Annotated in this window: 11 protein-coding genes; 3 read left to right on the forward strand and 8 right to left on the reverse strand. The window is 45.2% G+C overall.

What is annotated here, in order from left to right:
* Window positions 1–245: 245 nt before the first annotated feature.
* Window positions 246–497, forward strand: a complete 252-nt coding sequence (locus QF041_RS04740; protein ID WP_307412487.1) for a (4Fe-4S)-binding protein — start codon at window positions 246–248, stop codon at window positions 495–497.
* Window positions 490–771: a GNAT family N-acetyltransferase gene (locus tag QF041_RS04745; protein WP_036615433.1), complete on the forward strand. Its 282-nt coding sequence runs from the start codon at window positions 490–492 to the stop codon at window positions 769–771. Before QF041_RS04740 ends, QF041_RS04745 begins: the two co-directional genes overlap by 8 nt.
* A 99-nt stretch (window positions 772–870) precedes the next feature.
* Here the strand turns inward: QF041_RS04745 and QF041_RS04750 are convergent, their stop codons facing one another.
* The 8 genes from QF041_RS04750 to QF041_RS04785 all read right to left on the reverse strand — a co-directional run bounded on the left by QF041_RS04750 (window position 871) and on the right by QF041_RS04785 (window position 17,895).
* The gene (locus QF041_RS04750) at window positions 871–2,541 is read right to left on the reverse strand and encodes a glycoside hydrolase family 13 protein (protein WP_307412490.1); all 1,671 of its coding nucleotides are present in this window, start codon (window positions 2,539–2,541) and stop codon (window positions 871–873) included.
* Between the two features lie 52 nt (window positions 2,542–2,593).
* Window positions 2,594–4,222: a glycoside hydrolase family 13 protein gene (locus tag QF041_RS04755; RefSeq protein ID WP_307412491.1), complete on the reverse strand. Its 1,629-nt coding sequence runs from the start codon at window positions 4,220–4,222 to the stop codon at window positions 2,594–2,596.
* 22 nt (window positions 4,223–4,244) lie between these two features.
* A complete protein-coding gene (locus tag QF041_RS04760; protein ID WP_210108229.1) occupies window positions 4,245–5,138 on the reverse strand; it encodes a carbohydrate ABC transporter permease in 894 nt (297 codons plus the stop codon).
* 13 nt (window positions 5,139–5,151) lie between these two features.
* A complete protein-coding gene (locus tag QF041_RS04765) occupies window positions 5,152–6,066 on the reverse strand; it encodes an ABC transporter permease (RefSeq protein WP_307412495.1) in 915 nt (304 codons plus the stop codon).
* 61 nt (window positions 6,067–6,127) lie between these two features.
* Window positions 6,128–7,864 (reverse strand): type 2 periplasmic-binding domain-containing protein, encoded by a 1,737-nt coding sequence (locus QF041_RS04770; protein ID WP_307412497.1) that lies wholly within the window; start codon window positions 7,862–7,864, stop codon window positions 6,128–6,130.
* A gap of 250 nt (window positions 7,865–8,114) precedes the next feature.
* Window positions 8,115–9,521, reverse strand: coding sequence for a response regulator transcription factor (locus QF041_RS04775; protein ID WP_307412499.1), 1,407 nt, complete (start codon window positions 9,519–9,521; stop codon window positions 8,115–8,117).
* Window positions 9,518–11,230: a sensor histidine kinase gene (locus QF041_RS04780; RefSeq protein WP_307412501.1), complete on the reverse strand. Its 1,713-nt coding sequence runs from the start codon at window positions 11,228–11,230 to the stop codon at window positions 9,518–9,520. Before QF041_RS04780 ends, QF041_RS04775 begins: the two co-directional genes overlap by 4 nt.
* A gap of 281 nt (window positions 11,231–11,511) precedes the next feature.
* Window positions 11,512–17,895 (reverse strand): rhamnogalacturonan lyase family protein, encoded by a 6,384-nt coding sequence (locus QF041_RS04785; protein ID WP_307412502.1) that lies wholly within the window; start codon window positions 17,893–17,895, stop codon window positions 11,512–11,514.
* Between the two features lie 208 nt (window positions 17,896–18,103).
* On the opposite strand from QF041_RS04785, the gene QF041_RS04790 reads away from it, so the two are divergent.
* Complete coding sequence (locus tag QF041_RS04790; protein ID WP_307412504.1) at window positions 18,104–18,976, forward strand: helix-turn-helix transcriptional regulator; 873 nt, start codon at window positions 18,104–18,106, stop codon at window positions 18,974–18,976.
* Window positions 18,977–18,988 lie beyond the last annotated feature (12 nt).

The following is an 18,988-nucleotide window of genomic DNA, read 5'->3' on the forward strand; positions in this document are numbered from 1 at the left end:
AAGACAATAGATGAAGATCTGTTTATGATTCACTTACTATATGTGACGATTATGCATCCCACGGCCTTGCGCCAAAGTATTAGGAGATTCGGCACGTTGACTTATCAACGATTCCTCAATTATAATTCGGACAGCGAGAGCCGAGCAGATACTGCTTGCCATATGTCTATGTAAGAATTCTGACAGCTTTTAAAGGATGAATCTAATCTGTAAACAAACTCAAAAGTGAAAGATGTGAATGCATTATGAATAAAGAGAAATTATATTACGGTAAAGATATCGAGGTTATGTTTAATTCGGATGTCTGCATTCATTCCGGTATTTGCGTAAAGGGCCTCCCTGCTGTTTTTGATTTAAGCAAGCGTCCTTGGGTTGATCCTGATGGTGACACTTCGGAGGCCATTGCCCGGCATATTGACACATGTCCAAGCGGAGCTTTGACGTATAAGCTTCTGGACGGTGAATCTTCAACAAAGAAAGAGGATGAACATGCATAACGTAGAACATGAACCTGCCAATAAAAGATTTCTTATTCAAGATAACGGTGATATTGCTGCGGTGATGACCTATGTAATCTCGAGTCCAGAGCTATACATAATTGATCACACTTTGGTGGAAAATGCTTACCGAGGACAAGGGCTTGGCGATGAACTTATCAAAGCGATGGTGGAATACGCGCGGGAAAACGGTATTAAGATTTTACCTCTATGTCCGTTTGCCAAGGGACGTTTCGAACGTATCTCTGAATACGCGGATGTTCTCCATCAATAAAACGAGTATTCACAGCTAATTTTCATGTGGTTACACAACAATAAAAGGCGTCTATATCATTTTCAGAATGATATAGACGCCTTTTTCTTTTTACGTATCCTACTTTACTTTATTGCTTAATCCAACAATGGTTTCAAACGGTCGCAACATCCTTGGTAGCATGCCATTCTCATAGTTGGTAAGCCAGATTTCTGAGAAGTTGAGGCCAAGCTCATCTTCCTCAAGCTCCACCATGTGTTCAGTAAGATTGATTACTACCAGCACCTGTTGGTCTGCCAATGTACGTGTATATGCATATACACTCGGATGATCCGGCATATGAAGCTCATAAATACCATAAGTCAACGTATCGTGCTCTTTTCGCAGCTGAATCATTTGTTTATAAAATTGAAGAATGGAACCTGGTTCCTGGAGTTGTTTCTCTACATTGATATTGACGTAATTGTCATTCACCTTCAGCCATGGCGTACCGCTGGTAAACCCGGCCTCTTTGGCCGAAGACCATTGCATCGGCGTTCTGGAGTTATCGCGACTCGAAGCCCAGATGATGTTCATGATCTCCTGATGCGACATGCCTTCTTCGCGTTTGATCTGATATAAATTCCGATCGGCTATGTCGTTATAATCCTCTATGGAGGGATAAGTCACGTTTGTCATGCCTATCTCTTGCCCCTGATATATAAAAGGTGTGCCTTGCATGAAAAAGTACATGGCTCCAAGTGCTGTGGCACTTTCATACCAATACTCCGTATCATTTCCCCAAGATGAAACTTTGCGAGGCTGATCGTGATTTTCAATAAACAATGCATTCCAACCTACGCCTTCCAGTGATTTTTGCCACTTCGTCAAGACGTTTTTCAGTTTGGGAACATCCAGTTGCCTGTTTGTGCTGCTTTTCCAAAGGTCCAGGTGTTCGAATTGAAAGACCATATTAAATTTCCCTCTGACTTCACAGATCCAATCCAGCAGATCTTCTTGGTCCTCTACCTTAACTCCATTCGCTTCCCCAACAGTCACGACGTCATATCTGGATAATGTGTTCTCTTTCATTTCTTGCAGATAACTCTGGATTCCCTTCACATTCATATGCTTTTCAAAAGAAGAGACGTATTTGACGCCTTCTCGGATTGGCATGTCCAAGAGGCCCTCTTCTTTGTGAATATGGCTGATTGCATCCACACGGAAACCATCAATCCCTTTATCCAGCCACCAATTCATCATTTCATATATGGATTTCCGAACTTCCCGATTTGCCCAATTTAAGTCTGGTTGTTTCTTGGAGAACAGATGGAGATAGTACTGTCCGGAAGCTTCATCATATTCCCAAGCAGAACCGCCAAAGATGCTCTCCCAGTTATTTGGTTCGTCCCCATTCTTCCCATCTCTCCAGATGTACCAATCCCGTTTGGGGTTATTCAGTGAAGCTCTGGATTCAATAAACCACGGGTGTTCGTCACTTGTATGATTGATCACCAAGTCCATAATGAGTTTCATGCCGCGAAGATGAACTTCATTCAGTAATTGATCAAAGTCCGCCATCGTGCCGAATTCATCCATAATGGAACAGTAATCGCTGATGTCATAACCATTATCGTCGTTGGGTGACTTATACATTGGACAGATCCATATCAGATCAATACCGAGATCTTGAATATAATCCAGTTTAGATATGATCCCCTGGATGTCACCAACTCCATCTCCGTTGGAATCCATAAAACTTCTCGGATAGATTTGATAAGCTACTGCTTTTTTCCACCATACTCTTTTCATTGAATACAATCCTTCTTTCTTGAGAACTGAACATTATATAACGTATTATGCTTTAATTATGAATAAGGTACATTCTTGCTTCATATGGACGCAATTCGCTCTCTGACATTTCACCTGTATAATTGGATATCAACAGCTGATTTGGCTCTGTCAATTGCTCCTGAAGCGGAAGTTCCGTCGTATATCCCTGGAAATTGCATACGACAAGAATTGTCGTACCATTCAGCGTTCGGGTATAAGCAAACACGTCTGGGTTCTCTGGAAAGATCAGCTCATAATCGCCATAGACGATGACTTCATGTTCTTTTCGTAATTGAATTAACTTCCGATAATAATGGAATATGGATTCAGGGTCATTCAAACTTTCCTCTGCGTGGATCTGCTTATAATTTGGATTCACCTTAATCCAAGGTTCCCCTTGTGTAAAACCCGCGTTATCGGAAGTATCCCATTGCATCGGTGTGCGTGCATTATCACGTCCCTTGGCGTAGATCGACTCCATCACGCTTTGTTCAGGATAACCTTTCCCCATTCTTTCCTTATAAAAGTTGAGCAATTCAATATCCCGATAATCCTCGATCGAATATTGAACATTCGTCATACCCAGCTCTTCACCCTGATATATGTAAGGCGTACCTTGCATGCCATGAAGAAGGGTAGCCAACATTTTAGCCGATTCAACTCTGAATTCTCCATCATTTCCCCAACGCGACACGATTCGAGGCAAGTCATGGTTGTTCCAGAACAGACTGTTCCAGGCATCACCCTTGAGCTCCGTTTGCCACTTGGACAGCACTTTTTTTAATGACATCACATCCAAAGGTTTAAGATCCCACTTTCCTTTGCCTTCTTGTTCATCCAAACTGATGTGTTCAAATTGGAAGACCATTGAAAACTCACTGCCGTCCGGGTTGCTGTACAGTTTGGCGATTTCCGGAGTGGCACCCCATGTTTCTCCAACCGTAAGCAGATCTTCTGCTTTTTGAAACGTCTCCTTGCTCAGTTCCCTGATGTATTTATGCAGATTAGGTCCATTTCCCGTAATCTTCAAATCCGGTTCTTTACCGATTAAGTCGATCACATCAAGTCGAAAACCACCCACACCCTTGTCGATCCACCAATTGATCATGTTGTATATCTCCTGCCGGACTTTGGGGTTTTCCCAGTTGAGATCAGGCTGTTTTACGGAAAATAGATGCAAATAATATTGCCCGATCTCAGGCATCCATTCCCAGGCTGAACCACCAAAGGTGGACCCCAAGTCGTTCGGAGGCGTTCCTTCAACACCATCTCTCCAGACGTAGTAGTCATGGTAAGGATTGTCTTTACCTTTTTTGGCTTCTTGAAACCAGGGGTGTTCATCCGAGGTATGGTTCAACACCAAATCCATGATGATTCGAATGTCTCGTTTCTTGGCTTCAAGAATTAACTTTTCCATATCTTCCAAAGACCCAAACATCGGATCGATGTCCTGATAATCTGAAATATCATATCCGTAATCATCTTGAGGAGACTTGCAGACAGGTGATAACCAGATAGCACCAATGCCGAGTTGCTGCAAATAATCCAATCGGGACACAATGCCCTCCAAGTCTCCGATTCCATCACCGTTTCGATCTTGAAAGCTGCGTGGATATATTTGATATACAACAGTTTCTTTCCACCATTTTTTATTTTCCATGTTCCATTCAACCTTTCTAAGGTTATTCTTTGACCGATCCTACGACAATGCCAGTCACAAAGTATTTTTGCAGCAAGGGATAAATCAGCAATAGCGGGATAACAGCAACTACGATTTTGGCTGCGTTCAGGTTTTTATTCGAAATTTCAGTCAGGTTGCTGAGTTCACTGGAATTTGTGCCGGCTTGAAGCAAATCGGCAATATTCACGTTAAGGGACTGAATATAGGTCATTAGTGGGTAATTGCTGACTTTGGTCATATAGATCAAACCACTGAAGAAGTCATTCCATGTACCCACGATACTGAACAAGGCGACTGTCGCCAGCGCAGGAATGGACACAGGGACATACACTTTGAACAAGACCTGAATGGGATTTGCTCCATCGATGAATGCTGCTTCTTCAAGCGCCTTAGGTACAGCGGAGAAGAAATTCATCACAAGGATGACACTGAATATGGGGACAGCGCCTGGCAGAACGAGTGCCCATATCGTATTCAGCATGTCCAGGTTTTTGATCAGCAGGTAACTCGGAATCATGCCTCCGCTAAACAACATGGCAAAAATCATGATATTCATATAAATGTTTCTGCCTTTGAAATCCCTCTTCGATTTGGATAGCGGATAAGCCATCAAAATAATCAGAATCATGTTAAGCACAAGGGTAAGCGCGACACGTAGAACAGATATGCCAAAGGAACGCCAGAACTGTGCATCATCAATAATTTTTGTATAAGCGGCTGTTGTAAAATTGACCGGAACGAGACCTACAGCATTCGCGGATACCGCCTCGCTGCTGCTGAATGAAATGGCGACGATATTCCATAACGGAAGAAGGCAGACCAATGCCAGCATGATGACGATGGCATAGATGACAAACCGGCCAATTCGATCTTTGAAGTTTGCAGAATAGGACACAGGTTTGGCCTCCTTAGAATATTTTTCGATCCGTATATTTTTTGGCTAACTGGTTGGCAGACAAGAGCAAAACAATGCCGATTACGGACTTGAACAAACCAACAGCTGTACCGAAGCTATACTGTCGCCCAACAAGACCGATCCGATAGACATAAGTATCCAGAATGTCGCCAGACTCATAGACAACCGGGTTATACAGATTATAGACTTGATCGAAACCGGCACTCAAAATGTTGGTCAAGCTCATTACGCCCATGAGCAGAATAATAGGCAGCATGCCTGGCAATGTAATATGCCATACTTTTCTCCACCAACTGGCTCCATCCATTCCTGCCGCTTCATACAGACCGGGATCAATGGACGTAATGGCAGCCAGATAGACGATGGAACTGTAACCAAATTCTTTCCATACATCTGTACCAATAATCAGTGGCTGGAACCAGGTGTTACTGCCAAGGAAATTAATATTTTCGAGGCCAAAAAACGCCAACATTTGATTCACAATACCATCCAGACTGAACATGTTGACAACGACGGATGCCAGAACAACCCAGGATAGAAAGTGTGGCAGATAAACAATCGTCTGCACGGATTTTTTAACGTATTTGATACGAATTTCATTTAATAAAACGGAAAAAATGATGGCCATCATCGTTCCAAGCAGAATCTTGCCAATCGCAATCACCAACGTATTGCTGACGACCTGCGCGATATCCGGCAGCTTGAACATATACATAAAATGCTTCAAGCCTACAAATTCAGAGCCGAACATGCCCTTGGCCGGTATATAATCCTGAAACGCTGTAATGATACCGACCATTGGAACATAGCTGAATACAAGCAAAAACAAAATGCCCGGAATCATCATCATATGGTACATGGCACCTGGGCCGAGCCGCCCTCTCGCTTTCCAATTCCCCTGTTTCATGGATGAACCCCTTTCGTTGAAGAAAGGCTGCGAATCGCAGCCCTTCCACTGTTCATGGATATTATTGTTTCGATGCGATCTCGTCTTCAATTTCCTGAATGACTTGATCACCACCCTGTTTCTTCCAGTTGCTCACGAATGTATCGAAGTAATCGAGCGGTTCTGAACCCGTTATGATTTTGATAAACGATTCCTGTTCCAACTTCGTCAGATTGGCCCACGTCTGTTTCATGCTTGGTGTAGTGCCAGAGAAAGCAGGTGTCATCCATACAAATTTGTTTTCTTGTGTCAGTTTGTCGATTAGTCCCACTCCGTTGATCCGCGAATGATATTTTGACCAAGCAGTCACATCATCCGTATCCATGTCACTCAAATAGGTTTTGATGCTTCCGATATTGTTCTTCGATTCGGTAGTGCGAACCTCATCCAGGGAAATCTCTCCTTTGATTCCTCGAACAACATCAGAGTAATCATCCAGCAGCGATGTAGCCGAGTTGACTTCGATATTAAAAGGTCTCGTAGATCCGTCTACCCCGGTCTCCTGATATTTGGCAGCTTCCGGCATGGTTGTTGCGGCATCTTTATCATTGGCCAGTTTATCGTAAAACAGGTTAAGAATCTTAACGGCCAGTTCAGGGTGTTCATATCCCTTTCTCACCACGATAAACTGATTGGATGGATTGGCATGCGCCACGTTGACCTTGCCATTTGCATCCTCCAGCGTATAAGCCGAGAATTTCGCATTTTTATCCATCTGTTTTGCACTGATCAGTCCCCAGTCAGGGATATGCCATGGTCCAAAGGCAATACCGCTTTGGCCATTGGCATAGAGTGCGGTAATATCGTCAAAGGTGCGGGTTCCGAATTGCGGGTCTATAATGCCATTCTTGAACCAATCCGCCATGATGCCCAGCATCTGCTTCGTTTCTTCTGTTGTGGAACCATACACGATTTTGCCGTCTTCGCCATTCATCCAATATTGCGGGAAGGCTCCCTCGGTTGAGGCCACACCCAGCATCGTATAAGCAGAACCATTATAATCTGTTGTATTCATCGTGTTCACAAAAGGAATACCTACCGGGTTCCCGGATTGGCCAGGATCTCTTTTCAGGAATTCCAGCGCTGTTTGCTCCACTTCATTCAGCGAAATGGCGCCGTCTCCATCTGCATCCAGTTGAATCCCCAGCAGATCCAGCCAATCTTGACGCACCCAAACCATTGTTGGTGCGGAATCCAGGGAAGTCGCCGGAAGGCCCATCAAACGTCCATCAATCGTTGCATTGTCTAATGCACGTCCATCATAGGAATCGTACATCTGCTTAATGTTATCTGTGGCATATTGATCATAGATGGCGGTCAGATCCTCAATCAGATCGTTATCCACCAGTTCTTTCAGTTCATCTTTGGAATCAACACGCATCATGTCAGGCAATTCCCCGGATGCGATGGCAAGCGATACTTGACGACTATAATCTTCACCATTGGCTTCAAATTGATCTGTAATCTGAGCGTTAAACGTGTCTTTGACCAGCCGAGTATATGCGTTGTTCTCATAGGTATCACCAGCCGGCAGTTTTGGGTTGGCTGTGGTTACCCGTCCCATGGTTACGGTAATTTCGTCTTTATAGGCACTGAACGGATCTCCAGGCGTTACCTCATATTTGCCTGCTTCCTCTGCAGTAGGAGGATTGGAAGTGCCTCCACATGCCGCTAGGGCTGCAATCATCAAGGCGGACATGGACAGCACGGCCAGACGCTTTGTCACCCGTTTGCTTTTCATAGACCATTTTGTTCTCATCTAGTTCGATTCCCCTTTATTCTGATGTTCAATATATTTGTTTGCGCTTTCATTATAAAATGAAGTGAAGGCCAATCGAGATAGGGATTACACGTCCGTTTGGATAGAGAAATGGTTACAGTTTTCAGTCCGTATTATGAAGTATGGTTAACTTGTAATCATTTACCCTACCTACTGACCAACATTTGTCTATCTACCCCTATTCTCGATCAAAAAAAAGCCGGCAGCTCCTAAAACAGGAAGCTGTCGGCTATTTATTTCCTCTACCTAGCTGCCGATATTCGCTTGGCAGAAGACCTGTCAGTTCACGGAAAATCCGGCTGAAATATTTTTCATCCGTATAACCCACTCGCTCCGCAATCCAGAAAATCGTATTATTTGTATTGAGCAAATACTCTTTGGATTTCTCTACCCGGATGAAGCGGGAGTACTCATTAAAGGTTTTCCCCATCAGATCTTTGAAACATTGACTGAAATAACTTCGGCTGATGTTGAGTTGTTGGGAGAGACCTGAAGCTGTATAGGCCTGCTCCAAATCATGCTGCACGATCATCACTGCTTTTTTCACGGCATCGATGATTTCCTGTGAATATGAAGTCTGTTCATCAGCCTTTCGAATGCTTGCAGCAGTCTGTTTGATCCATTCTTCAACCTCGTACCAAGACTCGAAAGAATGGATCATCGAGATTCTTCCAAGCGTAGTTTGGGCAAAAATACGGTTCCATTCCATCACGATTGAGTACAGCAATCCCATCAACTGACCTTTATGTAATCGTAAGGATATAAACTGTTCAATGAGTTGGTTATAGTAACTGTCGTGGTGGGTCCATGGTGTTTGGAACCAACTTTGTTTAATCCGATCAAGGTCCTCATCCTGCGGTTCTTTTGAAAATGTGTCTTCCTCATTCATGGAAATGGTAATGACTTGGTTATTGGGATTGTACGCATAGAATAAAGACGTCTCTGTATAATTCCTAATCCAGTTTTTGATTTGCGACCATGTTCGCTCTTGTACATCAGACAAAACTAACAACGTACTATGGGGAACTTGATGCAGGCCTTCCTTCAATTGATGAAATAGTTGATCCTCTTTGGACGGGGGTGCAGCCCACATGCAGCTATTATGCTCAACCTCCCACCTTATCACATCTTCATACGCAGTTAACTCTATTGGCCACTTATGCTCTGATTTACGATCCTGTGAAACAAGTGCATACACATTTGGATAATGGACATTGATTTCATCCTGCGAAGGCATCTTTCTAGTCGTGTTTGTCAACCCGCTAATTCGGGTATATATTCGATCCAGAACATGTTCGAATTGCTCTTTCTCCAGCTGCACTTTGGCTATATAATCGATGGCTCCGAGTCTTAGTGCTTCCTGGATATAATCGAAATCCTGATGCAGTGTTAACACAACGATATGAAGTTCTGGATAGAGCTGCCTCGCAGCTCGCATCAGTTCAATCCCTGACATGATGGGCATCGCAAGATCTGTTAGCATCAGATCGACCGGTTGGGTTTTTAGGAAATCCAGCGCTTTCACCCCGTTGCTGGCCTCTCCTACAACCTCCATGTTGAACTCGTTCCATGGCATCGCAGAGCTAATGCCTTTGCGTACCAACTTATCATCATCTACAATCAATACCTTAATCATGCCGAGATATCTTCTCCTTTAATAGGCAATACGAGCAGTATGTTTGTCCCTGTTCCCAATTCACTCTCAATCACCAGTTGTGCTTGGTCCCCGTACTGTGCTTTCAACATGCGGTGAACGTAATTGAGTCCGATGCCCATCCCTACTTTTTGTTGTTCAGCTTCACGATTGTTCAGCAGATTATGAATGGTTTCCTCAGTCATACCTGCACCATTATCTTGTATCATAATGTTCAACGTTGAAGTGCATGTCACTTCAATCTGAATAAAACCTTCGTCACTCAATCCATGATATAACGAATTTTCAACCAGCGGTTGCAGAATAAAGCGGGGTACAGGAATCTGAAGCACTTGTTCATCTGCAGTAATACGGACGTCAAATTCAAAGTCATAGCGAATTTGCTGCAAAATCAGATACTGTCTTAACGCATCGATCTCCTCTTCCATGGTGGATACTTGCCCTAATTTGCCTAGATTGTAATAGAGCAGCTTGTTCAATGACTGCACCAGCTTGTCGATCTCCCCTTGTCCGTTCATGACGGCCAGCCAGTGCACCGTATCGAGCGTATTCATCAGAAAGTGCGGGTTGATCTGATAGAGCAGTTTTTCCACTTCCAGGTCTGCACGTATCTTCTCTTTCTGCTGAACTTCCTTGAAGAGGTCACCGATTTGATGCTGCATATTCGAAAATTCACCCAACAGAAAATCAAATTCAGGAATCTGAGTGCGAGCTCGGCTTCCTTTCGTTTGTGGATTCTTGGACATTCCATTGATCTCCGAATGGAACAGACCGAGAGGTTTGTAGACCATCTTCCACAGGAGCCAAGCGAGAAACACGGTAAAGCCGAGGAAAAATAAAGCGACCAGCAAAATTTGAAGCAACCACTGGTTTTTCTCCTGTTGATATTGGGACTGCGAAATGACCGATACGACACTCCATTTCTGTGAGGAATCCTCCTTGAACCAGTGATACCCGCGGGATATTCCGTCCTTGGCAGGTTCGGCCGTTAAGCTGGTGAAATTCTCCCCTACCTTCATGGCTTCCGGTATTTCGCTGTACACAATGTTGCCTTCACCATCCAGGATGAGATGAGATAATGCGCCGTTGTATTGATTGTAGCCCAAGATATCTTGTGTGAGGCGAAAGCCTGATTCTACGTAAATGAACACGTCGTTCCTCTCGGAAAGTTGTACTTTTCGCATGGCAGACAGAACGAGTTGATCATCAAATCGGTTCATACTCATATGGGGGCCATAGTACTTAATGCCATAGGTTTGGAAGAGCACAGGCAGAGACTCAGGAGAGAAACGATCCTTAATTGGAAAGTTGCCGAACTGAGTCGTACCTTCTTTTTGAAAGTAATACAAGGTCAATCCGATATTAGGATTGGTGAAGGTGACAACACTTAACTCGTTTTTTAATTCGTCCCTGGCTTCAATCAGTTCGAAGATATCGGAGGACGGATTCAAGAATTCATCTAATCTTTTGCCTAAAGTACCCCTGTAAGATAATTGTTGCGTAACATGATTCAGATTAGTGATGGAGTTCTCCAATGAGGATGTCACCTGCTGTAAATTGCTACGGATGCCATCATCGATCTTATTTGCGAAAATGGAGTCGATCGTATAATAAGAAATCGCAAATATACTGATAAAGGGGATAAACGCACTGAGAAAGAACAGTAAAAAGATTCTTTTTTTAAGTGTCATGGGAACCTATTCTCCTTCTGAAAATGAAACAGCAAGCCTCCTGCGTATGGAAGCTTGCTCTGAATATACATTCAAGCGGACAGGCTGTCTGTATCCTGTCCAAGTCCAATTTCCTTCCATCATTATAGATTGATATTCAAATAAGTCAAACGCTTTCATACTGTGCGTATATAAAAAGTGCTACTCCTCAAAATGATGAGGAATAGCACTTTTATATGCGTAGCTTACTTCAGTTGTAATTGTAATCACTTCTTGTTAATGGAATGCTCAAACATTTCAGTCTACTCTCGTACCGTCACATTTAATTTGTGTGATCTGGTTTCCCCTGAAGAATTGCGAAGTACAGCTTCATACTCGTAGATTCCGGGTACCCTTCCAGAGATTGAGGTAACCGCAGTCTGTGCACCAGGCGAATGAGATTGCAGTGATTGTGTTTCAATCAATACACCATTTTCGTAAAGTTCGTATTCGGTTGCGTTTGTTCCCCACCACAGATTCATGGTGACATTATAGTTGCCGTCACCATCCCAGTTGTCGTTCGACAGAACAGCTTGCCCCGGGGAAGCATCCGTTACGATGACTGTCAGTGGAACACTCATGGTTGAACCCAGTGCATTGATCAATTCTCCAGTATAGATATAGGTGCCATTTTTCTTTCCAGTAATATCAACTTGAACAGATTGTGCGGACGGGGATTGATCGACCAGAGAAATTTCTTTAATCAATTCACCATTCTCATACAGCTTGAACTGATTGCCGTTATTCCCCCACCACAGATTCATAGTGATTGTATAGTCTCCATCTTTGAGCCCCGTGTCGTAACCATTATTATCGGATAACACCGGAGTGCCTGGGGCACCGTTTGCTAGTGGCGTTGTCTGATGGAGCCATTCCTCCCACTTAATCAGCACACTTGCCTGCTCATCCGTAAATACGGTTCCTCTAGCTGCTTGAACGTCATTACCGTAGGATGCAAGCAATTGACGCGCTTTTGCTCCTTCACGATTGTTTGCTGCCTGTTTGGCCTGCTCCAACGTGTTTGTGAGCTGATCAGCAAGAACACCAGCATTAGGATCAGTCGATTCATCTGCAAAGACGTTGGTCAGATTGATCAGGCTGTCGAATGTAGCAATAACGCCAAAACGATATTCTACCGTCTGTTCCCAGCCAGCCAAATCGGAGACCGTTGCCGTAACCTGGTTCAGGCCGGGTTCCAGTGTATACGCAGGAGTGTCGAGAAGCACATCCTCCGGTTCTTCCACATCGGATACCGAATCGGAGGCTGTATAGCCAATTTCCACATGCTGATCAATGGTGTATTCGGTTTGACCATGAATTTCAATGGTTGGAGGTACGAGATCAATGGATATGGACAAAGACTGTTCACTCTCTTTGTTACCGTCAACATCGACGCTCCAGTAGGTGATGGTATGTGTACCTTCTTCAGTTAGGGTCAACTGTGTGCCACTCACCGTTTCGCCACCATTGATTTGATAATAGGTCCCTTCGATATCGGAATCTTCATCGCTTGCTGTGAAGGTTACTTGGACTGGAGAAGTATACCAGTCGTTCTGCGATTCTCCTTCCACAGTTGCCGTAGTATGCGGAGCCTTCTGTTCCGGAGATTCCCCTTCCAGCGTGACAAAATCAGATAGCGGAATATTCAATTCCTTCACAAGTCGTGCCACGAGTTCAGACACCTTGATTGCGCCATTCATCTGCAAATGTGTATTGTCTTCCGTTGTACCTACCCACATGAATATCGATTTGGTTCCTTCTGTGCCAAGCTCCTGGAAATGCTCCCAACTAGCTTGGTTCAGATCGATGATAAGCGTTTCCGTTTCCTGCGCCGTTTCTTTCATCGCCTGTACGTATTCCGGGAAGCTTTTATTTAGCACCTCTCCGGTAAAATCACGACGATTCACTGGCGTGACCAGAACTGGAATTGCCCCTCTCTGCAGAGCACCGTTAATGTATTCTTTTAGATATACCTTAAATTGCTCAGGCGTAAGATAACGCTCTGGACGTGAAGGTGTGGAATCATTATGAGACCACTGCATGAACAGATAATCGCCTTCTTGAATGTCGAGTAAAATATCGTTGAGATATCCACCGACCAGGAAGGTTTTGCTGCTCAAACCTCCAACTGCCCGGTTATCAATACTGACTTCATTTGGATCAAAAAATCCACCTAACGTTTCTCCCCAGCCCGCTTGCGGACGGTAGTTCTCCGCGTAATTGGCCACAGTGGAATCGCTGGCCAAATAAATAACAGGTTTATCGCTTGCACTGTGATCTGGCAGACGCTCCAGCTTCAGCGCATTGATCTTCGGTGCATTTCCGGTGAAATTGAAGTTAAAGACCCCATCGATCAGGGCAATGTCATACGTGATTTCTTTGAATTCGCCCTTGGCAATGCTTGTAAGCGGCAGCTTTGTCATCTGTTCTACAACGACATTTGCGCTGGTCAATTCCTCCGCATCCCCGATGGTCATCGTTACCCGGTAATTCGCCGGCTCCATTTCCACCAGGAAAGAGGTACCGTTTACTCGTGTGAAATCTTCCTTGAGCAAATCTCCGGTTTCCCGGTTCTCATCTTTGGTGAGTGCAGTATCGGCAAAACCGTACCCGTTGCCTTCAATGTACGCTCTTTTGGCATCTACCTTGATGTATCCGTCGGCTGCGCTGCCGGCACCAAAGTCAAATTTGTATTCACTTGTCTCTTCGCTCGGTTCACTTGTCAATGAATCCTTCGCAACAGTTAGCATGTTAAACGTATGGTCAACTTGAGCTTGGGTAGCTTCCGTATTGAATATAGCTTCCGCAGCTGCCAAAGCCCGGTTCACCACGGCCTTCGATGCATCTGTATAATCCGACAGATTCAGTGCTTTAATCTCATCGTACAGAGCGATTAAGGCCGTCTGATCGCCGCCCTCCGAAGAGAGCTGAGTGCCTTCAATCCGCAGGTTGTCGATCTGGGTAGTCCAGTTCAACGTGCCTCCACCGCCTTTTCTCGTTCCCAGGAACCGCATGGATCTGACGTTGTCCGCATATGCACCGGAACTCAGCGAGATATCTGCAATCGTTTGGGTAACTGTCGGATCGGCTAGGTTCGTTAATGTCAGATCCAATGTTTTCTCGGCAAAATTAACGGTTGCATCCACATTGACCCACTGGTTCTTGGAAATATCTGTAGCCGTTCCCCCTTCGGGTATGGCTGTATCCCCTGTGCCGTAGTCTGGGTTATATGCACCGACAAAATAATGAATTTTGGTGCTTCCGGTTTTCGTATACAGCGTGAACAGGGCATTTTCGTTAGAATCCTGTATTGTGAGATGACCTTCTGATGGATAGGCACTCACATTACCGGATTGCCAGTCAAAGTTCACGTTCACCTGATCGCCGTTTACGGCATCGAACAGACGGAATACCTTTGCCCGATTGCCCGATCCGGAACCCGCGACAGACAGTACCTTATTTCCAGACTGTTCAACAACGGTTCCCGTCATGGTTCCTGCAATACCCGTAGCATTGACCATTGCATATTGGTAGTTGGCAGCGTCGCCTTCAAAATCCTCCTCATATAGCTGGGCTTCCGGCTCTGGTTCTGGCTCGGAAATATCCGGGTCGATGACCAGCGATGAGATGCTCAGCTCCATGTCTTTGACCGCACCAGCAACGAGTCCGGCGATTTTCTGCGCACCATAGCTGCTGAAATGCGTATTATCGTTGATTCCATTCGGGTATTTTGGATATTCACCCGGATTAGCATATAGGAACACTTTTTCCGAAGCTGTATTACCAATTTTGTCGTAGTAAGCAATACTCAACTTGCTGAGATCAATCAGTGGCACGTCCTGCTCTTCCGCCACTTCTTTGGCAGCCTGCACATAGGCAGGGAAACTGACGTTGAATTGCTGAGTCACTGTATTAAAATCCCTGCGTCCAACCGGAGTCAGCAATACCGGTGTAGCACCCCGTTGTTTGGCACCGTTTACATAACGAGCCAAGTAAATCTTATAGTCCTCCGGTGATGCGTAACGGTCCGGTATCCCTGCACTGGCGTCGTTATGACCAAAGGAAATGAAGAAGAAGTCCCCCGGCTTAATTCGCTGCAGGATTGTATCCAGACGACCGTCTACCATAAAGGATTTACTGCTTCGGCCACCGATCGCATCGTTCACGATCACTGCCCCATTGGAGAAATAACGTCCGAACTGCTGGCCCCATCCTTCTTGAGGAGCCTGCGTTTCACTGTACGATTGCATGGTTGAATCACCAGCCATATAGATCGTTGTTGCCGCACCAGCCGCTTTCTCTGGATATTTCTCGATGATGACGTCTTGAATGTCTATGGCTGTACCCGTGAAGAGAAGATCAAGCTGTCCATCCACCACAGCAATATCATAGGAATACTCCAGTGGTGTCCCTACTGTCACATTGGTTACGGCGAGCTTCTGAACGAATTCGGATTTAACTCCAACGTTCGAGTCATTTGCATCATTGCCCAATCGCAGCGTCACCTTATAGTTGGCATTTGGCAGGTCAACAGCAAATGTCGTACCTGTTGCGACCGAAACCTGGTTTGCCCCTACCGTAACACCACTTGTATCCTGGAAGCCGTATCCCAGATCTTGTGCGTAGAGCGTATCCTGTATGTTTGTACTTCCTGACGCAGTCTCTGTACCAAAATTAAAGCGGTAGACCGGCTCCAGCATTTCAGCTTCGCGAGTCAGCGCCAGATCGGCTTTAGGGAATGCTGTAGCTTCCGCTCCAAGATAAAAGCCGGTATGAGGCGGCTGGTTGTAGGCTACATTTTGCCAGGCTACGCCAAGTCGATACACAGGGTCCTGCATCAGCGTAGGGATGCGATAATCTGAAGGAATGGTCGTCGTATAGAGACGATACTCCGAACTATCTTCGCTACGCAGCAGAAGCTCCTCACGCCAGTCGCCCAGAATGTCCGCCTGAAGTGCCGGATTGCCTTTGGTATGGTTGTTCGTTAACGTACCGGTTGCCCGGAAGATTTCATTCAGCTTTTTGTTTTGGTAATCCCACTTATAGATGAGCGGAATTCCTTTGGCTGTGCCATTATCCCACTCATGGTCCAACAGCTCCCGCTGAAGATCTCCATCCCACCAGATGGCGAAATTGGCGGTTTTGGGCCCTTCGTCCACAGTGTAGATAGCCTCTCCGGCTGCTGAATAGGTATTGGTTACAGGTACACTTTGCCCGTTGGTAACGGTTGTGGCCCATGATTCGTAACCCGGATAGTTCGGATCAATGTCCGCCGACATCCCGCGACCGGTGTCAAAACCTGTTTTCTCACCCCAGAGGATTTCACCTGTTGCCGCATTGCGCATCTCCAGTCCGTATGCCGCATCCGAATGCTCATGCACGCTTACGACCTGATAGCCCTCCCGGTTCGGATCGAGCTGGCCGGCATGCATGGCGTCACCGTGGCCGAGTCCGGTGCTGTACAGCAAGCTGCCGTCATCATCAATGGCCAAGGCGCCAAACATAATTTCGTCCTTGCCGTCCTTGTCGACATCCAGCACACTTAGATTATGGTTGCCCTGTGATTGATATTGTGATCCTGCTTCGTTCGTGTCGAACGTCCAGCGTTTGACGAGTTCCCCGCCAACATAATCATAAGCAACAAGCACTGTGCGGGTATAATAACCCCGGCTCATCACGACACTTGGCTTCGTACCGTCCAGATAAGCAATCGCGCCAAGGAACCGATCTACACGGTTGCCATAGCCGTCACCCCAATCGTTGACGTTGCCTCTTGGTGGATCATAATTCACGGTAGATACAGCCGCGCCAGTCTCACCGTTAAACAGCGTGAGATATTCTGGACCTGACAGTATGTATCCGCCGTCGTTGCGATAATCCTTCGTGCCATCACCAATGACTGTGCCTTGGCCGTCCTTCGTGCCGTCCGCCGTCTTGACAACAACCTCGGCCTTTCCGTTGCCATCCAGGTCATACACCATTAACTGCGTATAATGTGCTCCGGCGCGGATGTTGACTCCCAGGTCAATCCTCCACAGCTTTGTGCCATCCAGTTTGATGGCATCGATATACACATTGCCGGTATAACCTGCCTGCGAATTGTCCTTGGAATTGCTTGGACTCCACAGGAAAACAATTTCATACTCGCCATCCCCGTCCAAGTCAGCTACGGAAGCGTCACCTGCATAATAGGAGTAAGTTCCACCATCCTTAGTCCGGCCGTCGGCCGGTTTATCGAGCGGAATAGGGAGATAATCGTTATGCCAGACCGATACAACCTCCGGTTGCATTTGCTCTTTGCCTGCAATAACGGTGGAGATCTGATATTGCGAACTGTCGAAACCAGTGGTGTCTACATAGTTCGTCACATCGCTTATGGGCGATGCGTTCACTTTGGTTCCATTTTTATATATATTGAAAGCGATATCATCTGGATCGTTGTTTAAATACCTCCAGCTTAAAAAAACGCCGTTGTCTACAAGAACCGCAACCAATCCCCGGTTAAGATACTCTGCTTGGCGACCCGGCTGGCTGCTTGATGACTCTGCGCGTATCGGCGCCGGAGGGACAGCCAGTGAAATAACCATAAGGAGTGCTAAAAAAGATACAAACATCGATTTCTGGATGGAAACAGTTCTTCGGATCATTCGATTAACTCCTCCTTATCTAAAAATTCATTTTTAGAATCATCAGTTCGATCCTGCCCAGCTTGTTGTCATATGAACACAATTTACAGCCACCTCCTCTTTATGTTACCGCTTACATTTATCTTACAGGTCTAAAAAAAGACAGACAATCTAAAAAATGTGACGTATTATATAAGATAATTGACTTTTTTAGGAAGGAGATGAAACGATGGTTCATACGGTTTCTTATGCTTTTCGTAATGACGATACATCAATCATGACACTGGACTCTATTGGATGGCAGATCGTTTCTAGCGAGGAATATCGTTGTCCAAGCGATGATAGACCGGACCCGGGGCACGTCGTTTTTCAATACACACTTAATGGTCAGGGTTATCTGGATATTGACAATCAAACGATTCCTTTACCGAAGGGACATGCCCTACTTGTTAAAATCTCCGGAGAACATTGTTATTACTATAAACAAGAGAACAACGAACCATGGGAATTTATATGGATCAACATTCGCGGGGATGAAGCCAACCGAATTTGGGATATGACCCATGATAATGAGGGACATGTCATTCGACGAAACGCGGACTCTCCCTTGATTCAAGAGTTATGGCAAATTATCCATTTGATTCATCAAGAGAAAGTTACGGACAAGTATCGCTTGTCCATGCAAGTCTATCGGTGGTTGCTTATCCTGGTACAGACGAGTCGGGATGCGGAAAAGGATATTGGTGCCCTTTCCATAACAACGATTGAGAAATGTAAAAAATTCATTCGAGAGAATTATGCATCTCCATTGACGTTGGATCTTCTAGCCAGCCATTGCGATATTAATAAACACTACTTGTGCAGGTTATTTCAGAAATCCGAGAAAACATCACCGCTAGCCTATCTCAAAGACAGACGCATTGAGGTTGCAATTCGACTACTCCGCACAACGGAACTTCCGATTTCCCAAATTGGTCAACAATGCGGGTTTGAGAGTCCCAGCTATTTCGGCAAAGTTTTTCGGCAATATATGTCCATGTCGCCCAAAGAATATCGCTTGAATAAGTTAGAGTTTCCTTATGAGGCCATCTATTATGAGTAGCTAAACTCGCTG

This window comes from Paenibacillus sp. W2I17 (assembly GCF_030815985.1).
Lineage (GTDB): Bacteria > Bacillota > Bacilli > Paenibacillales > Paenibacillaceae > Paenibacillus.